The following is a 24,123-nucleotide window of genomic DNA, read 5'->3' on the forward strand; positions in this document are numbered from 1 at the left end:
GGGTCATCCACCCTGGCCGGGCTGCTTGGGCTTGCCGCATTTGCCGTCGACGGCCTGTCGTAGCTTGATGCTCGTCGCCTGCAGCGCGCCGCCGCTGTCCGTGGTTCCGCGCGCGGACAGGCACTTGCCCGGCGCGATCGCTTCGGTGTTCGCGCTGGTCTGCTTGGTGTATTTGGTCTTGTCGTCGACCGTGACCGTCGTCTGCGTGGTGTTGCCGCTGGCATCCGTGCCGGTCAGGTTGATGGTGTTGCCCGACACCGACGCAACCGAACCCCGCACCCAGGCCGGCTTGGCGGGGGCCGGCGACGGCGAGCCGGACGGCGGTGTGCTGCTGGCCCCGCCGGGGGTGGACTCGTGCGGTTTGGGGCAGGTGCCGTTGACGGACTCGCTGATCTTGACCTTCGCGGCCGTCACCGGCTGCCCGGGCGCCGATCCCTCGGTGGGCTTCACGCTGAGGCAGCTGCCCTGGGTCACGTCGGGCAGGCCCGCCGGAACGGCCTCGGTGATCTTGGTGGTCGAGGTGAAGTTCACCGCGGCGGTCGCGTTGTCTTCCTTGGTGACCTGGATGGAGTTGCCGGCCACCGACGCGATAAGGCCGCTGACCTTAGCTTCGGCGTTCGGGGTGGATGAGGGGGCCGCCGAGGTCACGGTGGACGTCGACGTCGACGTCGAGGTGGAGGTGGAGCTGGACTTGTTCGACGAGCCGCAGGCGGACAGGGACAGGGCGGTGGCCCCCGCGACCGCGAATACCGCGAAGCGCGTGAGCCGGGGCACGGCACAGCTGGCAGACATCAACGTTTCTCCATTCGTCGGTGAGAGCGAACGTCATGGTTTACCCATTTGAGCTGTGCGTAACCTGTGACCGTCAGAAGGCCTCTTCGGGCACCCTCATGATCTCGTCGTCGATGGCCTCGATGACCGTGCGCAGGGAGGTCAGCTTAGGCAACATGTTCTTGGCGAAGAACGTCGCGGTCGCGACCTTGCCCTGATAGAACGGTTCGTCAGCGCCCGCCGCGCCGTCGGTCAGCGCGCGGTGTGCGACGCCGGCCTGCACCAGCAATCGCCAGCCGATCAGCAGATCGCCCACGGCGAGTAGAAACCGCACCGAGGCCAGCCCCACCTTGTAGATATCGGTGGGCTGTTGGGCGGCGGACATCAGATACCCGGTCAGTGCGCCCGTCATCGCCGTCACGTCGTCGTACGCGGTCTGCAGGAGTTGGGCGACCGGCTTGAGGGCCTCGTCGCAGTCGTCGATGGTCGCGGTGATCTGAGTCGTCAGGAACTGCAGGGCCTGGCCCCGATCGCGCACGATCTTGCGGAAGAAGAAGTCGAGCGCCTGGATGGCGGTGGTGCCCTCGTAGAGCGAGTCGATCTTGGAATCGCGGATGTACTGCTCGAGCGGGTAGTCGGCCAAAAAGCCGGAACCGCCCAGTGTCTGCAGCGATTCGGTCAGCACCTCGTAGGCCCGCTCCGAGCTCACGCCCTTGACGATGGGCAGCAGCAGATCGTCGATCCGGTGCGCCATGTCGTGATCGGCGCCCGAAACACGTTGGGCCACTGCGTCATCCTGGTGTGCGGCGGCGTACATGTAGAGCGCCCGCAGGCCCTCGGCGTAGGCCTTCTGGGTCATCAGGCTGCGGCGCACGTCGGGGTGGTGGATGATCGTGACCCGCGGCGCGGTCTTGTCGGACATCTGCGTCAGGTCCGCACCTTGCACCCGCTCCTTGGCGAAAGCCAGCGCGTTCAGATAACCGGTGGACAGCGTGCCGGCGGCCTTGACGCCAATCGTCATGCGCGCGTGCTCGATCACGGTGAACATCTGCGCGATACCCCGGTGCACGTCGCCGACCAAGTAGCCGACGGCGGGCACATCGGTTGCGCCAAAGGTCAATTCGCACGTGGGTGAGGACTTGATGCCCATCTTGTGTTCCAGGCCGGTGACGAAAACCCCGTTGCGCGAACCGAGTTCGAATGTGTCCGGGTCGAACAGATAGTTGGGCACATAGAACAGGCTCAGGCCTTTGGTGCCCGGACCCGCGCCCTCGGGGCGGGCCAGCACCAGGTGGAAGATGTTCTCGGCGGTGTCGCCCACGTCGCCGCCGGAGATGAAGCGCTTGACGCCCTCGATGTGCCAGGTGCCGTCGGGCTGTTCGAAGGCCTTGGCGCGGCCGGCGCCGACGTCAGAACCCGCGTCGGGTTCGGTGAGCACCATGGTGGCCGCCCAGCCGCGCTCGACGCCCTCGGCGGCCCAGTGCCGCTGCTGCTCGTTGCCCTCGATGTACAGGGCCTGGGCCATCAACGGGCCGAGGCAGAAGAAATTCGCCGACGGGTTGGCGCAGATGATCATCTCGTTGACCCCCCACGCCAGCGGCGGGGGTGCGGCCATGCCGCCGATCTCCTCGGCCAGCATCAACCGCCACCAGCCGGCCTCCTTGATCGCCCGCACCGTCTTGGCCAGCTCGTCGGGCACGCTGATGGTGTGCTCGGCCGGATCGAACTCCGGCGGGTTGCGGTCGGCGAAGGCGAAGGATTCGGCGACCGGGCCCTCGGCGAGGCGGGCGGCCTCGGCCAATATCGTGCGGACCGTCTCCTCGTCGAGTTCGCTGTAGCCCCCGGTGCCCAGGACGGCGCCGATGTCGAGGACCTCGAAGAGGTTGAACTCGAGATCACGGACGTTTGCGATGTAGTGGCCCAACGCGATTCCCTCACTGGTTCATTGAGGCGGCGGATGGTCAGGCCCAGTCTGTCGGACGCGGGAAAACGTACGCAACCGTAACCAGCGCCGGGCGCGGCGCCGGCGGAGCGGGAACACCGTGTCGACGCCGGGCGTTACCGCAAATGTGACAACACTCGATCTCACCGCTGAGAAGTTCAACGAAACCATCGAGGGCAACGACATCGTGCTCGTCGACTTCTGGGCGTCCTGGTGTGGTCCTTGCCGCCAGTTCGGCCCCACGTTCCAGGCCTCCTCGGAGAAACACCCCGACATCGTGCACGCCAAGGTCGACACCGAGGCCGAACAGCAGCTGGCCGCGGCCGCCCAGATCCGGTCCATCCCCACGCTGATGGCCTTCAAGAAGGGCAAACTGCTGTTCAACCAGCCCGGGGCGCTGCCACCGGCGGCACTGGAGGACCTGGTCCAACAGGTCCGGGCGTTCGACATCGACGCCGCCGAGGCCGGTTCGGCCGAGTAGGAGCGACCGCGTCGCCGTCGGCCACGCGCTAGGTTGCATGGGTGAGTTTGGTACTGGTAGACCACCCGAGGCCCGGCGTCGCGCTGATAACCCTCAACCGGCCCGAGCGGATGAACTCCATGGCCTTCGACGTCATGGTGCCGCTCAAGGAGGCCCTGGAGAAGGTCAGGCACGACAACTCGGTGCGCGTGGTCGTGCTCACCGGCGCCGGCCGGGGCTTTTCCTCGGGCGCTGACCACAAGTCCGCGGGCTCGGTGCCCCACGTCGAGGGGCTGACCCGCCCCACCTACGCGCTGCGCTCCATGGAGATCCTCGACGAGGTCATCCTGGGGTTGCGCCGGCTGCACCAACCGGTGATCGCCGCGGTCAACGGACCCGCCATCGGCGGGGGCCTGTGCCTGGCGCTGGCCGCCGACATCCGGGTGGCCTCCACCAGCGCGTACTTCCGCGCCGCCGGCATAAACAACGGGCTGACGGCCAGCGAGCTGGGGCTGTCGTATCTGCTGCCGCGGGCGATCGGGTCCTCGCGGGCCTTCGAGATCATGCTGACCGGCCGCGACATCACCGCCGAGGAAGCCGAGCGCATCGGGCTGGTGTCCTGCCAGGTGCCCGACAAGCAGCTGCTGGACACCTGCTACGCGATCGCCGCCAGGATCGCGGCGTTCTCGCGCCCGGGTGTCGAGTTGACCAAGCGCACGCTGTGGAGTGGACTGGACGCCGGTAGCCTGGAAGGGCACATGCAAGCCGAAGGCTTGGGACAGCTTTTCGTCCGCCTGCTCACCGCCAACTTCGAAGAAGCGGTTGCCGCACGCGCAGAACGACGACCAGCGGTATTCACCGACGACAAATAGGCGTCTTTTCAACTCAGGAGAGCGATCGTGATCACGGCCACGGACCTGGAGGTCCGCGCTGGCGCGCGCATCCTGCTCTCACCTGACGGCCCCGACCTGCGGATCCAGCCCGGCGACCGCATCGGCCTGGTCGGCCGCAACGGCGCGGGCAAGACCACCACCCTGCGCATCCTGGCGGGCGAGACCGAGCCGTACGCCGGGTCGATTACCCGGACCGGCGAAATCGGTTATCTGCCACAGGATCCCAAAGAGGGCGACCTCGATGTGCTGGCCCGCGACCGGGTCCTGTCGGCCCGCGGGTTGGACGTGTTGCTCACCGACCTGGAAAAGCAGCAGGCGTTGATGGCCGAGGTCGCCGACGACGACGCCCGCGACCGCGCGATCCGTCGGTACGGGCAGCTCGAGGAGCGTTTCGTGGCCCTGGGCGGCTACGGCGCGGAGAGCGAAGCCAGCCGCATCTGCGCCAGTCTCGGCCTGCCGGAACGGGTGCTGACCCAGCAGCTGCGCACCCTGTCCGGGGGGCAGCGCCGCCGGGTGGAATTGGCGCGCATCCTGTTCGCCGCCTCCGAGGGCGGAGCGGGAACGTCGGGCTCGGAGACCACGCTGTTGCTCGACGAGCCCACCAACCACCTGGATGCCGATTCGATCGGCTGGTTGCGGGATTTCCTGCGGGCCCACACCGGCGGGCTGGTGATCATCAGCCACAACGTCGAATTGCTCGCCGACGTCGTCAACCGGGTGTGGTTTCTGGATGCCGTGCGCGGCGAGGCCGACGTCTACAACATGGGCTGGCAGAAATACCTCGACGCGCGCGCGACCGACGAGCAGCGCCGCCGCCGGGAGCGCGCCAACGCCGAACGCAAGGCCGCCGCGCTGCGCACCCAGGCCGCGAAGCTCGGTGCCAAGGCCACCAAAGCCGTTGCGGCCCAGAACATGTTGCGCCGCGCCGACCGGATGATGGCCGCGCTCGACGAGGAGCGCGTCGCCGACAAGGTGGCCCGCATCAAGTTCCCGACGCCGGCCGCGTGCGGGCGCACGCCGCTGGTCGCCAAGGGGCTGAGCAAGTCCTACGGGTCGCTGGAGGTGTTCACCGGCGTCGATCTGGCGATCGACCGCGGCTCGCGGGTGGTGGTGCTGGGGCTCAACGGCGCCGGCAAGACCACACTGCTGAGGCTGCTGGCCGGCACCGAGACCCCCGACACCGGAGGGCTCGAGCCCGGGCACGGCCTGCGGATCGGCTACTTCGCGCAGGAGCACGACACCCTCGACAACGACGCGAGCGTGTGGGACAACATCCGCCACGCCGCACCGGATTCGGGCGAGCAGGACCTGCGCGGCCTGCTGGGCGCGTTCATGTTCAGCGGTCCGCAGCTCGACCAATTGGCGGGCACCCTGTCCGGCGGTGAGAAAACGCGGCTCGCGCTGGCCGGTTTGGTGGCGTCGACCGCCAACGTCTTGTTGCTCGACGAACCGACGAACAACCTCGATCCGGCGTCGCGCGAGCAGGTGCTCGACGCGCTGCGCAGTTACCAGGGCGCGGTGGTGCTGGTGACGCACGACCCCGGCGCCGCCGAGGCCCTCGACCCGCAACGAGTGGTGCTGCTACCGGACGGCACCGAGGACTACTGGTCCGACGAATACCGGGATCTCATCGAGCTCGCCTGACTTGGCCTGATGGTGGCGACCCGCTGCGCCCGGCTTGGACTCTGCGGCGGTCGCGCTTGCGATCGCCACTGGCGGCAAGCGCCCCAAGGCGATTTGGCGAAATTCGCCCGCCGTCGACGACGGCTTCTTACTCTAGGTTTCTTGCGGTCGTGTCCCGGTGTCGGAGGAGCCATGAGAAGAGCAATGCACAGGTCGGCCAAGGCGCGCGACCAGTTGTTGGACGAACTGCGCCACGCCTACGAAGGCGGGGCCAGCATCCGCAGCCTGGTTGCCACGACCGGTAGGTCGTACGGGTCGATCCACAGCCTGCTGCGGGAGTCGGGTACCACGATGCGCAGCCGCGGCGGCCCCAACCGGACCGCGAAGGCGGCGCGGGCCTAACCTCGAGAACCGTTGCGCCGCATCGAGTTCTCGACCAGGTCGAGCACCGAGGCCAGGCGTTGCGGGTCCTCGCCGGACGCCAGCCGGGCGACCAGGCCGTCGAGCACCAACTCCAGATAGCACTGCAGTACGTCGCCGGGCACGTCGTCGCGCACCCGGTGTGCCTCCGTCTGCCGACGCAACCGATCCGTGGTCGCCGCCGCCAGCTCGGCCGAACGCTCCGCCCAGCCGCGGCTGAACGCGGGATCGTTGCGCAGCTTGCGGGCGATCTCCAATCTGGTGGCCAGCCAGTCGAACTGGTCGGGCGCGGCCAGCATGTCCCGCATCACCTGGATCAGTCCCGCGCGGGAGGCGACATCGGCCATCCGCTCGGCGTCCTCGTGGGCGAGTGCGAAAAACAGCGCGTCCTTGTCCCGGAAATGGTGGAAGATCGCGCCGCGCGACATCCCGATCGCCTTCTCCAGGCGGCGCACCGTCGCCTTGTCGTAGCCGAATTCGGCAAAGCAGCGGCGGGCGCCGTCGAGGATCTGGCGGCGGCGAGCCGCCAGATGGTCCTCGCTGACTTTGGGCACGAGTGGCTGGGCCGGTCTCGCGCTAGTCCGACTTCTGGCCCGACTTCAGCATGTTGCGCAGCACGTACTGCAGGATGCCGCCGTTGCGGTAGTAGTCGGCCTCGCCGGGGGTGTCGATGCGCACCACGGCGTCGAACTCCACTGCGTCCGAACCGTCCTTGCTTGCCTTGACCTTCACCGTCTTCGGCGTCTTGCCGTCGTTGAGCGCCTCGATACCGGTGATGTCGAACACCTCGGTGCCGTCCAGCCCCAGGTCCTTGGCGGACTTGCCGTCGGGGAACTGCAACGGGATCACGCCCATCCCGATCAGGTTGGACCGGTGGATGCGCTCGAAGGACTCGGCGATCACAGCGCGCACCCCGAGCAGCCGGGTTCCCTTGGCCGCCCAGTCACGCGACGAGCCCGACCCGTACTCCTTGCCGCCCAGCACCACCAGCGGAATGTCTTGCGCCGCATAGTTTTGCGCCGCGTCGTAGATGAACGCCTGCGGCGCGTCATCCTGGGTGAAGTCGCGGGTGTAACCGCCGGACACGTCGTCGAGCAGCAGGTTGCGCAGCCTGATGTTGGCGAACGTGCCACGGATCATCACCTCGTGGTTGCCGCGCCGCGAGCCGAAGGAGTTGTAGTCCTTGCGCTCCACGCCGTGGTCGTCGAGGTACTGCGCCGCCGGGGTGCCCGGCTTGATGCTGCTGGCGGGGGAGATGTGGTCGGTGGTCACCGAATCACCGAGCAGCGCCAGCACCCGCGCGCCGGTGATGTCGGCGACCGGCTCGGGCTCGGCGGGCATCCCGTCGAAGTACGGGGGCTTGCGCACGTACGTCGAATCCGGGTTCCACTCAAAGGTGTTGCCGCTCGGCGTGGGCAGGTTGCGCCAGCGCTCGTCGCCCTTGAAGACGTCGGCGTAGTTTTTGGTGAACATCTCCTGGTTGATCGCCGAGGCGATGGTGTCGGAGACGTCCTGCTGCGACGGCCAGATGTCTTTGAGGAAGACGTCATTGCCGTCCTTGTCCTTGCCGAGCGGCTGCTCGTCGAAGTCGAAGTCCATGGTGCCGGCGAGCGCATAGGCGATCACCAGGGGCGGCGACGCCAGGTAATTCATCTTCACGTCGGGGTTGATGCGGCCCTCGAAGTTGCGGTTGCCCGACAGCACGGCGGCCACCGAAAGGTCGTTGTCGTTGATCGCCTTCGAAATGTCCTCGGGCAGCGGGCCGGAGTTACCGATGCACGTGGTGCAGCCGTAGCCGACCAGATAGAAGCCCAACTTCTCCAGATACGGCCACAGGCCGGCCTTGTCGTAATAGTCGTGGACCACCTGGGAGCCCGGGGCCATGGTGGTTTTCACCCATGGCTTGGAGACCAAGCCCTTTTCGACGGCATTGCGCGCCAGCAGCGCGGCGCCCAGCATCACCTCGGGGTTGGAGGTGTTGGTGCACGACGTGACGGCGGCGATCACCACCGCGCCGTGGTCGAGCACGAACTCGCCGAGTTCGTCGGACTTGACCGTCACCGGGCTGCTCACGCGGCCCTTGGAGTGCGCGGCGGCCGATTGCACCTTGTGGTCGTCGGCGTGGCCGTTGGTTGCCTGCCCCGGGTCACTGGCCGGGAACGACTCATCGACAACCTCGTCGAGCTTGGAGTATTCCTTCTTGTCGGGGTCGTCACCGACGTAGTCGCAAATCTGCTCGCGGAACGTGGATTTCGCGTCGGCCAGCGCGATCCGGTCCTGCGGACGCTTGGGGCCGGCGATGGACGGCACCACGTCGGAGAGGTCGAGTTCGATGTATTCGGAGTACTCGGGCTCGTGCTTGGGGTCGTGCCACATGCCCTGTTCCTTGGCGTAGGCCTCGACCAGCGCCAGCTGCTCGTCCTTGCGGCCGGTGAAGCGCAGGTAGGAGATGGTCTCCTCGTCGACCGGGAAAATCGCTGCGGTGGAACCGAATTCGGGGCTCATGTTGCCCAGGGTGGCTCGGTTGGCCAGCGGCACCTCGGCCACGCCCTCGCCGTAGAACTCGACGAACTTGCCGACCACGCCGTGGTGGCGCAGCATTTCGGTCACGGTCAGCACGACGTCGGTCGCCGTCACGCCGGGCTGTATCTCGCCGGTCAACTTGAAGCCGACCACGCGGGGGATCAGCATCGACACCGGCTGGCCGAGCATCGCGGCCTCGGCCTCGATGCCGCCCACGCCCCATCCGAGCACACCGAGGCCGTTGACCATCGTGGTGTGCGAGTCGGTCCCCACACAGGTGTCGGGGTAGGCCACGACTGTGCCTTGCGCGTCCGCGCGAGACATCACCACTTTGGCGAGGTATTCGATGTTGACCTGGTGCACGATGCCGGTGCCCGGGGGCACCACCTTGAAGTCCTGGAACGCCCCCTGGCCCCAGCGCAGGAACTGGTAGCGCTCCCCGTTGCGCTGGTACTCGATCTCGACGTTGCGCTCGAACGAGTCGGCGGTGCCGAACAGGTCGGCGATCACGGAGTGGTCGATCACCAGGTCGGCCGGCGCGAGCGGGTTGACCTTTTCCGGGTCGCCGCCGAGCTCGCCGATCGCCTCGCGCATGGTGGCCAAGTCAACGATGCACGGCACGCCGGTGAAGTCCTGCATCACGACGCGCGCCGGGGTGTATTGGATCTCAATGCTGGGCTCCGCCTTGGGATCCCAGTTCGCGATGGCCTCGATGTGGTCCTTGGTGATGTTGCTGCCGTCCTCGTTGCGCAGCAGGTTCTCGGCCAGGACTTTGAGGCTGTAGGGGAGCTTCTCGGTATTGGGGACGGCGTCGAGGCGATAGATCTGGTAACTCTTGTCGCCGACCTCGAGGGTGTTGCGGGCTCCGAATGAGTTCACAGAATCAGTCACTTCAACTCCCAAGGATTTAGTTCTAGCGCCGACGGGCTGAGTGTCGGCGGATCGTCCAAAACGATCATGCAACTTTAACAGTACGCTTGTCCTGCATTACTACGGCAGTCCTGATTGCAGTCTTATCGCGGTGGCCGCCGGTTAAACCTTCGCGTGCGCCCGAATCTCGCCGGGATGAACGCGGCGCGATCGGCGCCGGGCGCGCTGCGGCGCCCGCGCGTCGCGTACGGTGCCTCTAGCACTACCGCAGGAGGCGCAGATGACCGGGCACGTTTCTTTCGGACCGCCGCCGCAAACGGTTCCGGTCCTTCCCGCCTACATTCCGGTGGACGTCGACATGACGATGATCAAGGCCCAGGTCGCCGCCACCGGGGTCAGCGCGCCACCGGCGGCCATGCCCGGTTTGCTCGAGGTGGTCAACCAGGCGCACGCCGACGGCATCAACCTCAAGATCGTGCTGCTCGACCACAACCCCCCGAACGACACCCCGCTGCGCGACATCTCGACCGTGGTCGGCGCCGACTACCACGACGCCACCGTCCTGACGCTGAGCCCGAGTTACGTCGGCAGCTACAGCACGCAGTTCCCGCGCGTCACCCTCGAGGCCGGCGAGGACATCGCGAAGACGGGCAACCCTGTGGTCTCGGCGCAACATTTCCTGCACGAGCTCGACACGCCCGAGTTTCCCTGGACCGGCCTGACGATCTTCCTGTTGATCGCGGTCTTCGCCGCGGCCGTCGGCACCCGATTGCTGCAGGTGCGCGGCGAGCGCTCAGCAACCTCGGACGAGTCGGCGACCGCTGAGGACGCCGAGGCCAACACCGGGTCCTGACGACTCGCGGCTAATTCGGCAAACGGGCCAGGTCACCGTTCGGTCACATTAAACGCACGTAGAGAGTGCGATTTCGGTGGAGCGTTTGCACGCCCACCTGTGTGACGTACGGTGCAAATGATGCTGGTGTTGTCTTTGGCGCCTTACGAGAATGCTGTGGCCGGCGCCGCCCGTCGCGTCGAGCCGTAGGAGACCTAGTCGAATGAGACGCACACGCTGGGGGTCTTCCGCGCGACCGACCGCAAGATTGCTCCGGCCCGTCGTGCCATCGGTGTTGAGCGTGGCCCTCTTGGTGTGCACCCCGGGACTGGCGGAGGCTGACCCCGCCGCCGACAATCTCGCGGCACTGATCGCGAACGTCGCCAAGGCCAACCAGCGCCTGCAGAACCTGAGCGCCGAAATTCAGACCGAACAGGAAAGCGTCAACAAGGCCCTCGTCGATGTGGAGACCGCCCGGGACAACGTGGCCACCGCCCAACACGATCTGGAGACCAGCCAGCAGGCGGTCAAGGACGCCAACTCGGCGATCGCCGGCGCGCAGCAGCGCTTCAACACGTTCGCCGCGGCCGCCTATATGAACGGACCGTCGAGCAGCTACCTGACCGCCAGCAGCCCCGACGACATCATCGCCACCGAGGCCGCCGCCAAGAGCCTGACCGCCAGTTCGCAGACCGTGATGGCCAAGCTGCAGCAGGCCCGCACCGAGCAGCTGAACAAGGAATCGGCGGCGCGGCTGGCCAAGCAGAACGCCGACAAGGCCGCCGCCGACGCCAAGTCCAGCCAGGATGCCGCCGTGGCGGCGCTGACCAATTCCCGGCAGAAGTTCGACGAGCAGCGCGAGGACATGATCCGGCTGGCCGCCGAGCGGAACCAGGCGCAGGCCAAGCTCGAGGCGGCCAAGCGGGAGGCCGCCGCTCGGCAAGGGTCGGGCGGCTCCCCGGCGTCGGGCGATCGCTGGGAGACGGGAACGCCCGGCGGGGCGGCGCCGTCGTCTGGGGCCCGCCAGTGGGACGGCGCCTGGGACCCCACGCTGCCGATGGTCCCGAGCGCCAACATCCCCGGCGACCCGATCGCGGTGATCAACCAGGTGCTGGGCATCTCGGCCACCTCGACACAGGTCACCGCCGGTCTCGGCCGCAACTTCCTGCAGCAGCTGGGCATCCTCAAGCCCGACGACACCGGCATCACCAACGCGGCGCCGGGCGGGGTCGGGGGGCGCATTCCCCGGGTGTACGGCCGGCAGGCCACCGAGTACGTGATCCGGCGCGGCATGTCGCAGATCGGTGTGCCCTACTCCTGGGGCGGCGGCAACGCGGCCGGCCCGAGCAAGGGGATCGACTCCGGGGCCGGCATCACCGGTTTCGACTGTTCGGGCCTGGTCCTGTACTCGTTCGCCGGGGTGGGCATCAAGCTGCCCCACTACTCGGGCTCGCAGTACAACCTCGGCCGCAAGATCCCGTCCTCGCAGATGCGCCGCGGCGACGTCATCTTCTACGGCCCGGGCGGCAGCCAGCACGTGACGATCTACCTCGGTGACGGGCAGATGCTTGAGGCTCCCGACATCGGGTTGAAGGTTCGCGTCGCCCCGGTGCGCACCAGCGGCATGACCCCCTACGTGGTCCGATACATCGAATGGTGATCCAGTGAGAACTGAACGGGAAGTCATGCGCCGCAAGCGATTCCGTCTCATCAACTTCGCCTGGATCACCACCGTGGTGACCGGGCTGATGCTTTCTGTGGCCGGCCCGGCTCCGGTGGCCGCGGCCGATCCGGGCGCGTGGGATCCCACCCTGCCGGCCCAAATCAGCGCCGGCGCCCCGGGCGATCCGCTCGCCGTCGCCAACGCCTCGCTGCAGGCCACCGCCCAGGCCACCCAGACCACGTTCAATTTGGGCAAGCAGTTTTTGGGCGGGCTCGGCATCAACATCGGCGGGGATCCCGCTCCCAGCGCGGCCACCCCCTCCAACCCCGGCGGCAAGATCCCGCGGGTCTACGGGCGGCAGGCCATCGAGTACGTGATCAAGCGCATGGGGTCGCAGATGGGCGTGCCCTACTCGTGGGGCGGCGGTTCGCTGGACGGCCCCAGCAAGGGCGTCGGCGACGGGGCCAACATCACCGGCTTCGACTGCTCGGGGCTGATGCGCTACGGCTTCGCCGGGGTCGGCGTGCTGATCCCGCGGTTCTCGGGTGACCAGTACAACGCCGGGCGCCACATCCCGCCGGATCAGGCCAGGCGCGGCGACCTGATCTTCTACGGCCCGAACGGCGGCCAGCACGTCACCATGTACCTGGGCAACGGCCAGATGCTGGAGGCCTCCGGCAGCGCCGGGAAGGTTACGGTCAGTCCGGTTCGTAAGCCGGGGATGACGCCGTTTTTGACCAGGATCATCGAGTACTGATCGCGGGGGCCGGCGACCCATCGGCCGGGCGAGCGTCGACGGGGACCGGCAGGCCTGGAATAGTTGGACGAGGGCACGTCGCTGCCCGGCAGTCGTGTCCGATTGAGCGTGGAGGGTTCTTGATGACAGCAGCAGGTGGGCCGCCGCCAGGCGCCAGTGGTTACTCGGGCCCGGGCGGGCAAGCAGGTTCGCCGGCTCACGAAGCGCCGACGGGCGGGGGCAACGGACTGGCCGCCGAGGTCCAGACCCTCGAGCGCGCCATCTTCGAAGTCAAACGCATCATCGTCGGCCAGGACCAGCTGGTGGAGCGGATGCTGGTCGGCCTGCTGTCCAGGGGCCACGTGCTGCTCGAGGGTGTGCCGGGCGTCGCCAAGACGCTGGCCGTCGAGACGTTCGCGCGGGTGGTCGGCGGGACGTTCGCGCGCATCCAGTTCACCCCCGACCTGGTGCCCACCGACATCATCGGTACCCGCATCTACCGGCAGGGCAAGGAGGAGTTCGACACCGAGCTCGGCCCGGTGGTGGTCAACTTCCTGCTCGCCGACGAGATCAACCGCGCGCCCGCCAAGGTGCAGTCGGCGCTGCTGGAGGTCATGCAGGAACGCCACGTCTCGATCGGCGGCAAGACCTTCCCGCTGCCCAACCCGTTCCTGGTGATGGCCACCCAGAACCCGATCGAGCACGAGGGTGTGTATCCGCTGCCCGAGGCGCAGCGCGACCGCTTCCTGTTCAAGATCAACGTCGGCTATCCGTCGCCCGAAGAGGAGCGCGAGATCATCTACCGGATGGGCGTGCGCCCGCCGGAGCCCAAGCAGATCCTCAACACCGGCGACCTGTTGCGACTGCAGGACATCGCGGCCAACGTCTTCGTGCACCACGCGCTGGTGGACTATGTGGTGCGCGTCGTGACGGCCACCCGTCATCCCGAACAGCTCGGCATGAACGACGTCAAGACGTGGATCTCGTTCGGTGCGTCGCCGCGCGCCTCGCTGGGCATCATCGCCGCCTCCCGGTCGCTGGCGCTGGTCCGCGGCCGCGACTACGTGATTCCGCAAGATGTCGTGGACGTCATTCCCGACGTCCTGCGGCACCGGCTCGTGCTCACCTATGACGCGCTGGCCGACGAGATCTCGCCGGAGATCGTCATCAACCGGGTGCTGCAGACGGTCGCCCTGCCTCAGGTGAATGCCGTTCCGCAGCAAGGGCATTCGGTGGCCCCGGTGATGCAACCCGCCGGCGCGGCCAGCGGTCGGTGACCGGGCCCAAGGGGCGGTCGGCTGTCCATCCCCCGTCGATGCAGCGCGGGCAGATCGATGACCCGAAGCTGTCGGCGGCGCTGCGCACCCTCGAGCTCACCGTCAAACGCAAGCTCGACGGTGTGCTGCACGGCGATCACCTCGGGCTGATCCCGGGCCCGGGCTCCGAGCCGGGGGAGTCGCGCGAGTATCAGCCCGGTGACGACGTCCGCCGCATGGACTGGGCCGTCACCGCGCGCACCACCCATCCCCACGTTCGGCAGATGATCGCCGACCGCGAGCTGGAAACCTGGTTGGTGGTGGACATGTCGGCCAGCCTGGACTTCGGCACCACCGTGTGCGAGAAGCGCGACCTGGCGGTGGCGGCCGCGGCCGCGATCACCTTCCTCAACAGCGGCGGCGGCAACCGGCTCGGCGCGATCGTGTCCACCGGCGCGAACATCACCCGGGTGCCCGCCCGCTCCGGCCGCCAGCATGAGCAGACGCTGTTGCGCACCATCGCCACCACGCCGCGCGCGCCGGTCGGGGTGCGCGGCGACCTGGCGACGGCGATCGACGCGCTGCGCCGCCCGGAACGCCGGCGCGGTATGGCGGTGATCATCAGCGACTTCCTCGGGCCGATCAACTGGATGCGCCCGCTGCGCGCGGTCGCCGCCCGGCACGAGGTGCTGGCCATCGAGGTGCTCGACCCCCGCGACGTCGAACTGCCCGACATCGGCGACGTGGTGCTGCAGGACGCCGAGTCCGGGGTCACCCGCGAGTTCACCATCGACGCGCAGCTGCGCGACGACTTCGCCAAGGCCGCCGCGGCGCACCGCGCCGACGTGGCGCGCACCATCCGCAGTTGCGGGGCCCCGGTCCTGACGCTGCGCACCGACCGCGACTGGATCGCCGACATCGTGCGGTTCGTGGAATCCCGCCGGCGCGGGGCATTGGCGGGGCGCCAGTGACTCGGATATGAGCCTGCCGCTCCTGGGCCCGATGTCGTTGTCGGGCTTCGAACATTCGTGGTTCTTCCTGTTCCTGTTGGTCGTCTTCGGCCTGGCCGCGCTCTACATCCTGATGCAGTTGGCGCGGCAGCGGCGCATGCTGCGGTTCGCCAACATGGAGCTGCTGGAAAGCGTTGCGCCCAAACGGCCTTCGACGTGGCGGCATGTGCCGGCCATCCTGCTGGTCGCGTCCCTGGTGCTGTTCACGATCGCGATGGCGGGCCCGACGAACGACGTCCGCATTCCCCGCAACCGCGCGGTGGTGATGCTGGTGATCGACGTGTCGCAGTCGATGCGCGCCACCGACGTGCAACCCAACCGGATGGCGGCGGCCCAGGAGGCGGCCAAGCAGTTCGCCGACGAGCTCACCCCGGGCATCAACCTGGGACTGATCGCGTATGCGGGGACCGCGACGGTGTTGGTGTCGCCGACGACCAATCGGGACTCGACCAAGGCCGCGCTGGACAAGCTGCAGTTCGCCGACCGCACCGCCACCGGGGAGGGCATCTTCACCGCCCTGCAGGCCATCGCGACGGTCGGCGCGGTGATCGGCGGCGGCGACAAGCCGCCGCCGGCGCGCATCGTGTTGTTCTCCGACGGCAAGGAGACGATGCCGACCAACCCCGACAACCCGAAGGGCGCCTTCACCGCCGCGCGCACCGCCAAGGACCAGGGCGTGCCGATCTCGACGATCTCGTTCGGCACCCCCTATGGTTTCGTCGAGATCAACGACCAGCGCCAGCCGGTGCCGGTCGACGACGAGACCCTCAAGAAGGTGGCCCAGCTCTCGGGCGGAAACGCTTACAACGCAGCGTCTTTGCAGGAGCTGAAGGCCGTCTACGCGACCCTGCAACAGCAGATCGGCTACGAGACGATCAAGGGCGACGCGAGCGTGGGCTGGGTGCGGCTGGGCGCGCTGGTGTTGGCGTTGGCGGCGTTGGCGGCGCTGCTGATCAACCGCCGCCTGCCGACTTGAGTCTTCGCCGTCCCCCTGAGCCCGCTTGTAACGCCACGGCGGGATTCCGCGCGATTTTTCGCCCTGGCGTTACAAGCGGCGGCCTCGGGCGTCGCGCACCCGGCGAATGATGTCGGAGGGATGGTGCTCGGCGATGACGCGGACGACGATCCAGCCGTAACGCTCGAGCATCTCGAGCCGGCCGATGTCCTTGGCGTATTGGGTGCGCAGGGACCGATGGTGGTCGCCGTCATACTCGACCGCGACCTTGATGTCCTCCCACCCCATGTCCAAATACGCCTCGGCCCAACCCCATTCGTTGCGTATGGCGATCTGTGTCTGCGGCCGCGGGAAGCCGGCATCGATCAACAACAGACGCAGCCACGTTTCCTTCGGGGACTGAGCCCCGCCGTCGACCAGTTCGAGAACCGCCCTGGCGGCCCTCACGCCGTGGCGGCTGCGGTAGCGGTCCGTGAGCACCTCGACGTCGGCCATCTTCAGCTCCGTCGCTTGCACCAGCGCATCGATCGCGGCGACCGCGATGGCTCTGGGATGACGACGTGCCAAGTCAAGCGCGGTGCGCGCCGGCGTGGTGACGCGCATCTGCTCGACGACGGTGATCTCGTCCGGTTCGATGCGTTCCTCCCAGACGTGTACGCCCGGGGCCGGACGTCGATTGGTATCGATGATCTCGGCGGGTCGGGACGGGTCGATCCACCGAGCGCCATGCATGGCGGAGGCCGAGAAGCCCGCCAGGACGCCCCTTCGGCGCGATCGCAGCCAGCACGCCTTGGCCCGCAGCATCGCCGTCAGTTCGGCATCCCTCGGCAGGTACACATCGCGATGCAGGGCGAGGTAACGACTCCGCAGCTCATGCCGCGACATCAGTCGCGCGGCCAGGGCTTCGCTGCCCAGGAACGGGTCGGTCATGACGAGAGTGTGCTGAGTCACACCGACACCGGATCGCGCTCGTAACGCCACGGCGGGATTTCGCGCGATTTTTCGCCCTGGCGTTACGGCCGGTGGCAAAAAGCGGGACGAGGGAAAAGGGGGAGGTTTCGGCCAGCGTGAGCCGAGGCGATAGGTTGACGGGGTGACTGACACGGCCACCGAGAACACCACCGAAAGTGCTGCCGACTACGGCAGACCCGCATTCGTAGCCCGCTCGGTCCTGGTTACCGGAGGAAACCGGGGGATCGGTCTGGCGATCGCGCAGCGGCTGGCCGCCGACGGCCACAAGGTGGCGGTCACGCACCGGGGATCCGGGGCGCCCGAGGGGTTGTTCGGCGTCGTGTGCGACGTCACCGACAACGAGGCCATCGACCGCGCCTTCAAGGAGGTCGAGGAGCACCAGGGGCCGGTTGAGGTGCTGGTGTCCAACGCCGGCATATCCAAGGACGCATTCCTCATCCGGATGACCGAGGAGCGGTTCGAGGAGGTCATCAACGCCAACCTCACCGGGGCGTTCCGGGTGACCCAGCGCGCCGCGCGCAGCATGCAGAAAAAGCGGTTCGGCCGCATCATCTACATCGGCTCGGTCTCCGGCAGCTGGGGCATCGGCAACCAGTCCAACTACGCGGCCGCCAAGGCCGGCCTGATCGGCATGGCCCGCTCGATCTCCCGGGAGCTGTCCAAGGCCAACGTGACCGCGAATGTGGTGGCGCCGGGCTACATCGACACCGAGATGACCCGTGCCCTCGACGAGCGGATCCAGGCGGGCGCGCTGGACTTCATCCCGGCCAAGCGGGTCGGCACCGCCGCCGAGGTCGCCGGGGTGGTCAGCTTCCTGGCATCCGAGGACGCCAGCTACATCGCCGGCGCGGTCATCCCGGTGGACGGCGGCATGGGCATGGGCCACTGAGTTCAAATACGACATACGGACACTAAGGACGGACATGGCTGGACTGCTCGACGGCAAACGGATCCTGATCTCGGGGATCATCACCGATTCGTCGATCGCGTTTCACATCGCCAAGGCGGCCCAGGAGGCCGGGGCGCAGTTGGTGCTGACCGGTTTTGACCGGTTGCGCCTGATTCAGCGCATCGCCGACCGGCTTCCGGAGAAGGCGCCGCTGATCGAGCTCGACGTGCAGAACGAGGAGCACCTGAACTCGCTGGCCGAGCGGGTGACGGCCGAGATCGGCGACGGCAACAAGCTCGACGGCGTGGTGCACTCGATCGGGTTCATGCCGCAGACGGGGATGGGCATCAACCCGTTCTTCGACGCGCCGTACGAGGACGTCTCGAAAGGCATTCACATCTCGGCGTATTCGTACGCCTCGCTGGCCAAGGCGACGCTGCCGATCATGAACCCCGGCGGTTCGATCGTCGGCATGGACTTCGACCCGAGCCGCGCGATGCCGGCGTACAACTGGATGACGGTCGCCAAGAGCGCGCTGGAATCGGTCAACCGGTTTGTGGCGCGCGAGGCGGGTAAGTTCGGCGTCCGCTCCAATCTCGTTGCCGCGGGCCCGATCCGGACCCTGGCGATGAGCGCGATCGTCGGCGGTGCGCTGGGCGAAGAGGCCGGCGCCCAGATGCAGCTGCTCGAGGAGGGTTGGGACCAGCGCGCCCCGATCGGCTGGAACATGAAAGACCCGACACCGGTCGCCAAGACGGTGTGCGCGCTGCTGTCGGACTGGCTGCCGGCGACGACGGGGACCATCATCTACGCCGACGGTGGCGCCAGCACGCAATTGCTTTAGAGCCTAATGGAATTCGACGCCGTCCTGCTGCTGTCCTTCGGTGGGCCGGAAGGCCCCGAGCAGGTGCGGCCGTTCTTGGAGAACGTCACCCGGGGTCGCAACGTGCCGCCGGAACGCCTCGACCACGTCGCCGAGCACTACCTGCATTTCGGCGGGGTGTCACCGATCAACCGGATCAACCTGGCGCTGATCGAGCAGTTGCGCGCCGAACTGACCGACCGCGGCCTGGACATCCCGGTCTATTTCGGCAACCGCAACTGGGAGCCCTACGTCGAAGACACCGTCGCAACCATGCGCGACAACGGGATTCGCCGAGCGGCGGTGTTCACCACCTCGGCGTGGAGCGGCTATTCCAGCTGCACCCAATACGTCGAGGACATCGCTCGGGCGCGACGCGCCGCCGGGCCGGACGCACCCGAATTGGTCAAGCTGCGGCCGTATTTCGACCACCCGCTTTTCGTGGAGATGTTCGCCAGGGCAATCACAGACGCGGCCGAAAAGGTTCCCGACGCGCGCCTGGTGTTCACCGCGCATTCGATCCCGGTGGCCGCCGACGAGCGGCTGGGCCCGCGGCTGTACAGCCGGCAAGTCGCCTACGCCGCAAGCCTTGTGGCGGCCGCCGCCGGATACGCCGACTACGACCTGGTATGGCAGTCGCGGTCGGGGCCGCCCCAGGTTCCGTGGCTTGAGCCCGACGTCGCCGACCACCTGGCGGCCCTGGCGGAGGCGGGCACGACGGCCGTCGTCGTCTGCCCGATCGGTTTTGTGGCCGACCACATCGAGGTGGTATGGGACCTCGACCACGAATTGGCGGGACAGGCCGAGGCCGCGGGGATCGTCATGGTGCGGGCGTCAACGCCCAACGCCCACCCGCGTTTTGCGCAACTGGCCGTCGACCTGATCGACGAATTGCGCCACGGCCGCGCGCCCGAACGCGTGACCGGTCCCGACCCGGTGCCCGGCTGCCTCGCCAGCGTCGACGGCGCGCCATGCGAGCCCCCGCACTGTGCGGCCCGCTATCAGGACTAGTCCGCCCAGGCCGAATGCAGGATCGCGGTCACGGCGGCCATCCGCGCCGAACGCACCACGGCGGTCAGCGGTCGCAGCGCGTCGCTGGCGATGCGGGCCTCCGACGACGACTGCGTGCCGAGCGGTTCGAGGCCGGCCGCGATGGGCGCGGCGAAACGGTCCGGTGAGTCGGACCGGCTCAGCCCCGCGCTGACCGCGATGATGGCGTCGACGTGCGCGGCGTTCTCCAGCACCCGCAACGCGCGCGACGGCGCGTGGTCCGGAATGCGGTGTTGCCGTGCGGATTCCAGCAACTGCTCGATCAGTCCCCGTGGATCGTCGACGTCGGCCGCGGCCGATCCCAGCCCGATGGCGCCGAGCGCGTCGGCGGCCGAGCGCACGGCGGACCGCAGCGTGTATTCGGCGTCGCCCAGCTCGTAGTGGTCGAGTATCGGCGCGCCGGGCAGCGAGTACACCGTCCACGTCAGCGCGCACAGTTCGGCCAGGCCCGTCTCGTAGTCGTCGGGCGTGTCGTCGTCATCCTGATAGGAGAATTCGGGGACGAGGCCGACGGCGGTTGCGGGGCTGTGGGGGTTGGTGATGATGATCGCCTCGCCGGCGGCCAGCGCGTCCCGCTCGAACTGTGTTCCCGGCGCCAGCCCGCGCACATCGCCGGGTACCGGCAAAACCACGTTGATGGTCCCGCGCATCAGCGGAGGCGCCCCCGAGGCCACCGTCGGGCGGCCCACCGCGGCGCGCAGCGTCTGCAGCAGCGTGACCGTGCCGGCGTCGTTCACGTCGGGCCACGGCAGCCCGGTATGGCCCGCCGCGACAGCATCATACGCGGTCACCGATTGCTTTGGCGCCCAAACAGATAACGCGTCCAGGACGTCGTCGGGCGCGGCCTTTCCCGCGAGCCAGGCATTGGCCCACAGGGACAGCGAAACACTGGGACACCACACGAGACGCAGTGTAGTTGTTTTGCCCCGCAAAGGCCGATCACGCGTATCCTTGCCGCATGCACGCCGCGCTGCTTTGGCTAATATTCGCGCTGGTGCTGGCCGGTGCGGAGGCCCTCACCGGTCATATGTTTTTGGTGATGCTCGGTGGGGGCGCGCTGGCCGCGGCGCTCACCAGTTGGTTGCTGGATTCTCCGGTGTGGGTGGACGGCGCGGTGTTTTTGGTCGTCTCGGTGCTGCTGTTGGTAGTGGTGCGTCCGCCGCTGCGGCGACGGCTGACGCCGAACGTGCCGCGCTTGGGAATCGAGGCGCTGGAGGGCAAAACCGCGCTGGTGCTCGAGCGTGTCGCCCGGGACAACGGTCAGGTGAAGCTCGACGGCCAGGTGTGGACGGCGCGTCCGCTCGACGAGAACGACGTCTACGAACCCGGCGAGCCCGTCACCGTGATGCAGATCGACGGCGCCACCGCTGTGGTCTTCAAGGCCGGTCTGTAGGGCCGCGAGAACGGCTGCGAAAGAAAGGAACTCCGATGCAAGGTGCGGTTGCTGGTCTGGTGCTGCTGGCGGTGCTGGTGATTTTTGCCATCGTCGTGGTGGCCAAGTCGGTGGCGCTGATACCGCAGGCCGAGGCCGCGGTGATCGAACGGCTGGGCCGCTACAGCCGCACCGTCAGCGGGCAACTCACACTGCTGGTGCCGTTCATCGACCGCATCCGGGCCCGGGTGGACCTGCGTGAGCGGGTGGTGTCGTTCCCGCCGCAGCCGGTGATCACCGAGGACAACCTGACCCTCAACATCGACACCGTCGTCTACTTCCAGGTCACCGTTCCCCAGGCGGCCGTCTACGAGATCAGCAACTACATCGTCGGCGTCGAGCAGCTCACCACCACCACGCTGCGCAACGTGGTCGGCGGGATGACGCTGGAGCAGACGCTGACATCGCGCGACCAGATCAACGGGCAGCTGCGCGGCGTGCTCGACGAGGCCACCAACCGCTGGGGCCTGCGGGTCGCACGGGTCGAGTTGCGCAGCATCGACCCGCCGCCGTCGATCCAGGCGTCGATGGAAAAGCAGATGAAGGCCGACCGCGAGAAGCGGGCGATGATCCTGACCGCCGAAGGTATGCGCGAGGCGGCCATCAAGGAGGCCGAGGGTCAGAAGCAGGCGCAGATCCTGGCCGCCGAGGGCGCCAAGCAGGCGGCGATCCTGGGCGCCGAGGCCGAGCGGCAGTCCCGGATGCTGCGCGCCCAGGGTGAGCGCGCCGCCGCCTACCTGCAGGCGCAGGGGCAGGCCAAGGCCATCGAGAAGACGTTCGCCGCGATCAAGGCGGGCCGGCCCACCCCGGAGATGCTCGCCTACCAGTACCTGCAGACGCTCCCGGAGATGGCCCGCGGCGACGCCAACAAGGTGTGGGTGGTGCCCAGTGACTTCAGCGCGGCGCTGCAGGGATTCACCAAACTCCTGGGCACCCCGGGCCAGGACGGGGTGTTCCGCTTCCAGCCCTCGCCGGTCGAGGACGCGCCCAAGCACAGCGCCGATGACGACGCCGACGTCGCGGACTGGTTCTCCACCGAAACCGACCCCGCGATCGCCCAGGCGGTGGCGAAGGCGGAGGCGATCGCCCGTCAGCCGGCCGAAGGCCCGGGCGAGCTGACTCAATAGGATTGCGGGATGAGTGCGTTGACCTCCCCCAAGACCTATGCGGCGCTTGGCGCCTTCCACGCCGTCGACGCGGTACTGTGCGGCGTCCAGGTGGCCCCGATCAAGAAGGTGCTGGATGACGTGGGCCTGCCGGAGAACGTGCGGCCCGTGTTGCCGGTGGTGAAGGCGGCCGCCGCGGTCGGCCTGCTGTCGGTCACCCGTTTCCCCGTCCTGGCGAGGGTGACGACGGCGATGCTGACGCTGTACTTCGTGGTGGCGGTCGGCGCGCACGTCCGGGTGCGCGACAAGGTCGTCAACGGCCTTCCGGCCGCGCTGTTTTTGGCCCTGTTCGCCGCGATGACGGTCAAGGGCCCGGATCGGGGTTAGTCCAGCTTGAACTCGACCAGCGGCAGCGGGGTATTCGTGTCGGTGATCGGCGCGCCGAGCGTGTCCTCGAGCACCGGGCGCATCCGCTCCCACGTTTTGGGGTGGCGGGTTCGGTAGTCGGCCAGCGTGCGGTCGGCCTCGTGTTGGTCGAGGACGCGCGCGGCGGCGGGCCTGGGCGCGTGGCTGCCGGCGTAGACGCGTACTTGAGGGTTGGCCGCAATGTTGCGGAACCACTGGGCTTTTCGGCCAAATCCGGAGGCCACGACGTAGGTGTCGGGGGACGGGTGGTCGATGACCTCCAGCACCGCGTGGCGCGGCGCTCCGGATTTGCGGCCGATGTGTTCGAGCAACAGGATGCGCGAACCGAACAGCGCGCCCGCACGGGCCTTGTAGATCCAGATCGGTGCGCGCATCAGGTGGCGCGACCGTAGCAGCCGTGCGGCGAGCTTGGCGGGGAGCGGAGACGATTGATCTCGTGGCACGCTCCCCATCCTGCACTCAGGGGCGCGGGGCCGGGGGCAGGGGCGGCACGACGGCGGGCGCGGGTGCCTGCGCGGGCGCCTGCGATGGCGATGGCGATGGCGGCGGCGAATACACGCAGCCCGGTCCCGACGTTTGCCCCAGCGGCGGCGGGTACGGCGGCGGGGGCAGCTCGACGCGCACCGTCCAGACGAGACCGGTGATCGCGAAGGTGGCCAGCGCGCCCAGTATCAGGCCGGCCAGCCCGGCGAGGAGGGCGACGCCGGTGGGAAACCGGCGGGCGCCGCTGTTGTCCGATGTCATGGGGCTCTCCACGGTCGTCGGGCGGTGAATAACCGAGACGGTACTGGCCGGACGCCGGTCGCCGTCACGATTTCGGGGATCGTGACGGCGACCGGATCGGCTAGGGACGCGGCGTGTCGGACGGCGGCGTGGGGGGCGCCGGGAAACCCTCGTTCGGCGGCGCCGGCCAGGCCCCGCGCGGTGGTCCCGGCGGGCCGGGCGGCGGCGCAAGTCCGAAACCTCCCGGGCCCGCCATCGGGGGCGGCGGCCCGTGGAACAGCATCGGCGGCGGCCCGGGAGGCAGCGGCGGGCCGGGCGGCCCGACGCTGACGATCCACGCGAAGGCGATAGCCGCGACGGTGCCGACGGCGCCCACCAGCGCGCCGGCCACCCCGGCGCCGATCACCACGCCGGTGGAGTGACGGCGTCGTTCGGGTGGTTGGTGGGCGGGCGGTGGCGGATTGGTATCGATGTCGTCGTTCGTGGTCATGTCACGGACGGTAGGAGCCGGAACTGAAATGGATCTGAAGAAAGTGCTCCGCCCCACGAGTCCCATTCGCCACGGCCGTCACCAGCAGAAGGAAGCAGTGTTGTGCCCACCACCGAGCGACAACGGCCGCGACGCCGCGCTGGAAGTGAGCGCGACGCCGCGCTGGAAGTGAGATTGTCGCTCGGAGGTGGGCAACAGCCGCATCGCCGACCCCGCGTG

The 24,123-nt window shown here is 68.2% G+C and carries 25 protein-coding genes and 1 pseudogene; 17 read left to right on the forward strand and 9 right to left on the reverse strand.

The annotated features are described in order from the left end of the window. Positions 1 to 3 precede the first annotated feature (3 nt). Positions 4 to 792 (reverse strand): DUF5666 domain-containing protein, encoded by a 789-nt coding sequence (locus QGN30_RS12375; protein WP_026071332.1) that lies wholly within the window; start codon positions 790 to 792, stop codon positions 4 to 6. Positions 793 to 865: 73 nt separating this feature from the next. Beyond that, positions 866 to 2,695, reverse strand: a complete 1,830-nt coding sequence (locus tag QGN30_RS12380) for an acyl-CoA dehydrogenase (RefSeq protein WP_014382818.1) — start codon at positions 2,693 to 2,695, stop codon at positions 866 to 868. Between the two features lie 145 nt (positions 2,696 to 2,840). Here QGN30_RS12380 and trxA point away from each other — a divergent pair, with 145 nt between their 5' ends. From trxA to QGN30_RS12400, 4 genes are all read left to right on the forward strand, one after another. Continuing rightward, positions 2,841 to 3,194, forward strand: a complete 354-nt coding sequence (gene trxA / locus QGN30_RS12385) for a thioredoxin (protein ID WP_064940198.1) — start codon at positions 2,841 to 2,843, stop codon at positions 3,192 to 3,194. A 41-nt stretch (positions 3,195 to 3,235) separates the two neighbouring features. Then, on the forward strand, positions 3,236 to 4,045 hold the full coding sequence (locus QGN30_RS12390) for an enoyl-CoA hydratase (RefSeq protein ID WP_083018278.1): 810 nt from the start codon (positions 3,236 to 3,238) through the stop codon (positions 4,043 to 4,045). Between the two features lie 27 nt (positions 4,046 to 4,072). Further along, positions 4,073 to 5,710, forward strand: coding sequence for an ABC-F family ATP-binding cassette domain-containing protein (locus QGN30_RS12395; RefSeq protein WP_202376548.1), 1,638 nt, complete (start codon positions 4,073 to 4,075; stop codon positions 5,708 to 5,710). A 183-nt stretch (positions 5,711 to 5,893) separates the two neighbouring features. After that, the gene (locus QGN30_RS12400; protein ID WP_008257988.1) at positions 5,894 to 6,091 is read left to right on the forward strand and encodes a helix-turn-helix domain-containing protein; all 198 of its coding nucleotides are present in this window, start codon (positions 5,894 to 5,896) and stop codon (positions 6,089 to 6,091) included. On the opposite strand, the gene QGN30_RS12405 is transcribed toward QGN30_RS12400, so the two are convergent. Together QGN30_RS12405 and acnA are read right to left on the reverse strand one after the other, a co-directional pair. Then, positions 6,088 to 6,663 (reverse strand): TetR/AcrR family transcriptional regulator, encoded by a 576-nt coding sequence (locus tag QGN30_RS12405; protein ID WP_008257987.1) that lies wholly within the window; start codon positions 6,661 to 6,663, stop codon positions 6,088 to 6,090. The two genes, QGN30_RS12400 and QGN30_RS12405, sit on opposite strands and share 4 nt — an antisense overlap. A 22-nt stretch (positions 6,664 to 6,685) precedes the next feature. Further along, the gene (gene acnA / locus QGN30_RS12410) at positions 6,686 to 9,523 is read right to left on the reverse strand and encodes an aconitate hydratase AcnA (protein WP_036459211.1); all 2,838 of its coding nucleotides are present in this window, start codon (positions 9,521 to 9,523) and stop codon (positions 6,686 to 6,688) included. 259 nt (positions 9,524 to 9,782) lie between these two features. Between acnA and QGN30_RS12415 the strand changes: the two genes are divergently transcribed. The 6 genes from QGN30_RS12415 (at position 9,783) to QGN30_RS12440 (ending at position 15,975) form a co-directional block, all read left to right on the forward strand. Further along, the gene (locus QGN30_RS12415; RefSeq protein ID WP_014380442.1) at positions 9,783 to 10,355 is read left to right on the forward strand and encodes an Rv1476 family membrane protein; all 573 of its coding nucleotides are present in this window, start codon (positions 9,783 to 9,785) and stop codon (positions 10,353 to 10,355) included. Between the two features lie 202 nt (positions 10,356 to 10,557). Next, a complete protein-coding gene (ripA, locus tag QGN30_RS12420; protein ID WP_042792050.1) occupies positions 10,558 to 11,994 on the forward strand; it encodes an NlpC/P60 family peptidoglycan endopeptidase RipA in 1,437 nt (478 codons plus the stop codon). A 25-nt stretch (positions 11,995 to 12,019) separates the two neighbouring features. Next, a complete protein-coding gene (ripB, locus tag QGN30_RS12425; protein ID WP_008257972.1) occupies positions 12,020 to 12,754 on the forward strand; it encodes an NlpC/P60 family peptidoglycan endopeptidase RipB in 735 nt (244 codons plus the stop codon). Between the two features lie 122 nt (positions 12,755 to 12,876). Then, positions 12,877 to 14,010 (forward strand): chaperone MoxR1, encoded by a 1,134-nt coding sequence (gene moxR1 / locus QGN30_RS12430; protein ID WP_008257970.1) that lies wholly within the window; start codon positions 12,877 to 12,879, stop codon positions 14,008 to 14,010. 38 nt (positions 14,011 to 14,048) lie between these two features. Then, positions 14,049 to 14,960, forward strand: coding sequence for a DUF58 domain-containing protein (locus QGN30_RS12435; RefSeq protein WP_014380439.1), 912 nt, complete (start codon positions 14,049 to 14,051; stop codon positions 14,958 to 14,960). Between the two features lie 7 nt (positions 14,961 to 14,967). Continuing rightward, positions 14,968 to 15,975 (forward strand): VWA domain-containing protein, encoded by a 1,008-nt coding sequence (locus QGN30_RS12440; RefSeq protein WP_008257965.1) that lies wholly within the window; start codon positions 14,968 to 14,970, stop codon positions 15,973 to 15,975. Between the two features lie 69 nt (positions 15,976 to 16,044). On the opposite strand, the gene QGN30_RS12445 is transcribed toward QGN30_RS12440, so the two are convergent. Further along, the gene (locus QGN30_RS12445; RefSeq protein ID WP_038536661.1) at positions 16,045 to 16,884 is read right to left on the reverse strand and encodes a type IV toxin-antitoxin system AbiEi family antitoxin; all 840 of its coding nucleotides are present in this window, start codon (positions 16,882 to 16,884) and stop codon (positions 16,045 to 16,047) included. A 163-nt stretch (positions 16,885 to 17,047) separates the two neighbouring features. Between QGN30_RS12445 and fabG1 the strand changes: the two genes are divergently transcribed. The 3 genes and pseudogenes from fabG1 to QGN30_RS12460 all read left to right on the forward strand — a co-directional run. Then, the gene (gene fabG1, locus QGN30_RS12450) at positions 17,048 to 17,815 is read left to right on the forward strand and encodes a 3-oxoacyl-ACP reductase FabG1 (protein WP_009953266.1); all 768 of its coding nucleotides are present in this window, start codon (positions 17,048 to 17,050) and stop codon (positions 17,813 to 17,815) included. A gap of 34 nt (positions 17,816 to 17,849) precedes the next feature. Further along, positions 17,850 to 18,659, forward strand: coding sequence for an NADH-dependent enoyl-ACP reductase InhA (gene inhA / locus QGN30_RS12455; protein ID WP_009953267.1), 810 nt, complete (start codon positions 17,850 to 17,852; stop codon positions 18,657 to 18,659). Between the two features lie 6 nt (positions 18,660 to 18,665). Continuing rightward, positions 18,666 to 19,713: pseudogene (locus tag QGN30_RS12460) on the forward strand (ferrochelatase); the annotation flags it as partial. Here the strand turns inward: QGN30_RS12460 and QGN30_RS12465 are convergent. Next, positions 19,685 to 20,629, reverse strand: coding sequence for a hypothetical protein (locus tag QGN30_RS12465; protein WP_326567162.1), 945 nt, complete (start codon positions 20,627 to 20,629; stop codon positions 19,685 to 19,687). The pseudogene QGN30_RS12460 and the gene QGN30_RS12465 sit on opposite strands and share 29 nt — an antisense overlap. 56 nt (positions 20,630 to 20,685) lie before the next feature. Here QGN30_RS12465 and QGN30_RS12470 point away from each other — a divergent pair, with 56 nt between their 5' ends. The 3 genes from QGN30_RS12470 to QGN30_RS12480 are packed head-to-tail and all read left to right on the forward strand — an operon-like array spanning position 20,686 to position 22,652. After that, positions 20,686 to 21,120: an NfeD family protein gene (locus QGN30_RS12470; protein WP_008257952.1), complete on the forward strand. Its 435-nt coding sequence runs from the start codon at positions 20,686 to 20,688 to the stop codon at positions 21,118 to 21,120. 35 nt (positions 21,121 to 21,155) lie between these two features. Then, entirely contained in the window at positions 21,156 to 22,286 is a 1,131-nt protein-coding gene (locus QGN30_RS12475) for an SPFH domain-containing protein (protein WP_008257951.1), read from the forward strand. Between the two features lie 9 nt (positions 22,287 to 22,295). Next, on the forward strand, positions 22,296 to 22,652 hold the full coding sequence (locus tag QGN30_RS12480) for a DoxX family protein (protein WP_008257948.1): 357 nt from the start codon (positions 22,296 to 22,298) through the stop codon (positions 22,650 to 22,652). On the opposite strand, the gene QGN30_RS12485 is transcribed toward QGN30_RS12480, so the two are convergent. The 3 genes from QGN30_RS12485 to QGN30_RS12495 form a co-directional block, all read right to left on the reverse strand. Further along, positions 22,649 to 23,143: a nitroreductase family deazaflavin-dependent oxidoreductase gene (locus QGN30_RS12485; RefSeq protein WP_038536657.1), complete on the reverse strand. Its 495-nt coding sequence runs from the start codon at positions 23,141 to 23,143 to the stop codon at positions 22,649 to 22,651. The two genes, QGN30_RS12480 and QGN30_RS12485, sit on opposite strands and share 4 nt — an antisense overlap. Before the next feature lie 7 nt (positions 23,144 to 23,150). Next, the gene (locus tag QGN30_RS12490; RefSeq protein WP_051472948.1) at positions 23,151 to 23,435 is read right to left on the reverse strand and encodes a hypothetical protein; all 285 of its coding nucleotides are present in this window, start codon (positions 23,433 to 23,435) and stop codon (positions 23,151 to 23,153) included. A gap of 100 nt (positions 23,436 to 23,535) precedes the next feature. Then, positions 23,536 to 23,904 (reverse strand): hypothetical protein, encoded by a 369-nt coding sequence (locus tag QGN30_RS12495; RefSeq protein WP_042792051.1) that lies wholly within the window; start codon positions 23,902 to 23,904, stop codon positions 23,536 to 23,538. A 28-nt stretch (positions 23,905 to 23,932) separates the two neighbouring features. Here QGN30_RS12495 and QGN30_RS12500 point away from each other — a divergent pair, with 28 nt between their 5' ends. Beyond that, the gene (locus QGN30_RS12500) at positions 23,933 to 24,076 is read left to right on the forward strand and encodes a hypothetical protein (RefSeq protein ID WP_157742832.1); all 144 of its coding nucleotides are present in this window, start codon (positions 23,933 to 23,935) and stop codon (positions 24,074 to 24,076) included. Positions 24,077 to 24,123 lie beyond the last annotated feature (47 nt).

The organism is Mycobacterium sp. 3-98 (genome assembly GCF_035918355.1).
GTDB classification, from domain to species: Bacteria; Actinomycetota; Actinomycetes; order Mycobacteriales; family Mycobacteriaceae; genus Mycobacterium; species Mycobacterium intracellulare.

Coding starts and splice junctions, on each gene's coding strand:
- QGN30_RS12375 (WP_026071332.1), bottom strand. CDS start 792: ATGTCTGCCAGCTGTGCCGTGCCCCGGCTCACGCGCTTCGCGGTATTC.
- QGN30_RS12400 (WP_008257988.1), top strand. CDS start 5,894: ATGCACAGGTCGGCCAAGGCGCGCGACCAGTTGTTGGACGAACTGCGC.
- QGN30_RS12415 (WP_014380442.1), top strand. CDS start 9,783: ATGACCGGGCACGTTTCTTTCGGACCGCCGCCGCAAACGGTTCCGGTC.
- ripA (WP_042792050.1), top strand. CDS start 10,558: ATGAGACGCACACGCTGGGGGTCTTCCGCGCGACCGACCGCAAGATTG.
- ripB (WP_008257972.1), top strand. CDS start 12,020: ATGCGCCGCAAGCGATTCCGTCTCATCAACTTCGCCTGGATCACCACC.
- moxR1 (WP_008257970.1), top strand. CDS start 12,877: ATGACAGCAGCAGGTGGGCCGCCGCCAGGCGCCAGTGGTTACTCGGGC.
- QGN30_RS12435 (WP_014380439.1), top strand. CDS start 14,049: ATGCAGCGCGGGCAGATCGATGACCCGAAGCTGTCGGCGGCGCTGCGC.
- QGN30_RS12440 (WP_008257965.1), top strand. CDS start 14,968: ATGAGCCTGCCGCTCCTGGGCCCGATGTCGTTGTCGGGCTTCGAACAT.
- QGN30_RS12445 (WP_038536661.1), bottom strand. CDS start 16,884: ATGACCGACCCGTTCCTGGGCAGCGAAGCCCTGGCCGCGCGACTGATG.
- inhA (WP_009953267.1), top strand. CDS start 17,850: ATGGCTGGACTGCTCGACGGCAAACGGATCCTGATCTCGGGGATCATC.
- QGN30_RS12470 (WP_008257952.1), top strand. CDS start 20,686: ATGCACGCCGCGCTGCTTTGGCTAATATTCGCGCTGGTGCTGGCCGGT.
- QGN30_RS12475 (WP_008257951.1), top strand. CDS start 21,156: ATGCAAGGTGCGGTTGCTGGTCTGGTGCTGCTGGCGGTGCTGGTGATT.
- QGN30_RS12480 (WP_008257948.1), top strand. CDS start 22,296: ATGAGTGCGTTGACCTCCCCCAAGACCTATGCGGCGCTTGGCGCCTTC.
- QGN30_RS12485 (WP_038536657.1), bottom strand. CDS start 23,143: ATGGGGAGCGTGCCACGAGATCAATCGTCTCCGCTCCCCGCCAAGCTC.
- QGN30_RS12490 (WP_051472948.1), bottom strand. CDS start 23,435: ATGACATCGGACAACAGCGGCGCCCGCCGGTTTCCCACCGGCGTCGCC.
- QGN30_RS12495 (WP_042792051.1), bottom strand. CDS start 23,904: ATGACCACGAACGACGACATCGATACCAATCCGCCACCGCCCGCCCAC.
- QGN30_RS12500 (WP_157742832.1), top strand. CDS start 23,933: ATGGATCTGAAGAAAGTGCTCCGCCCCACGAGTCCCATTCGCCACGGC.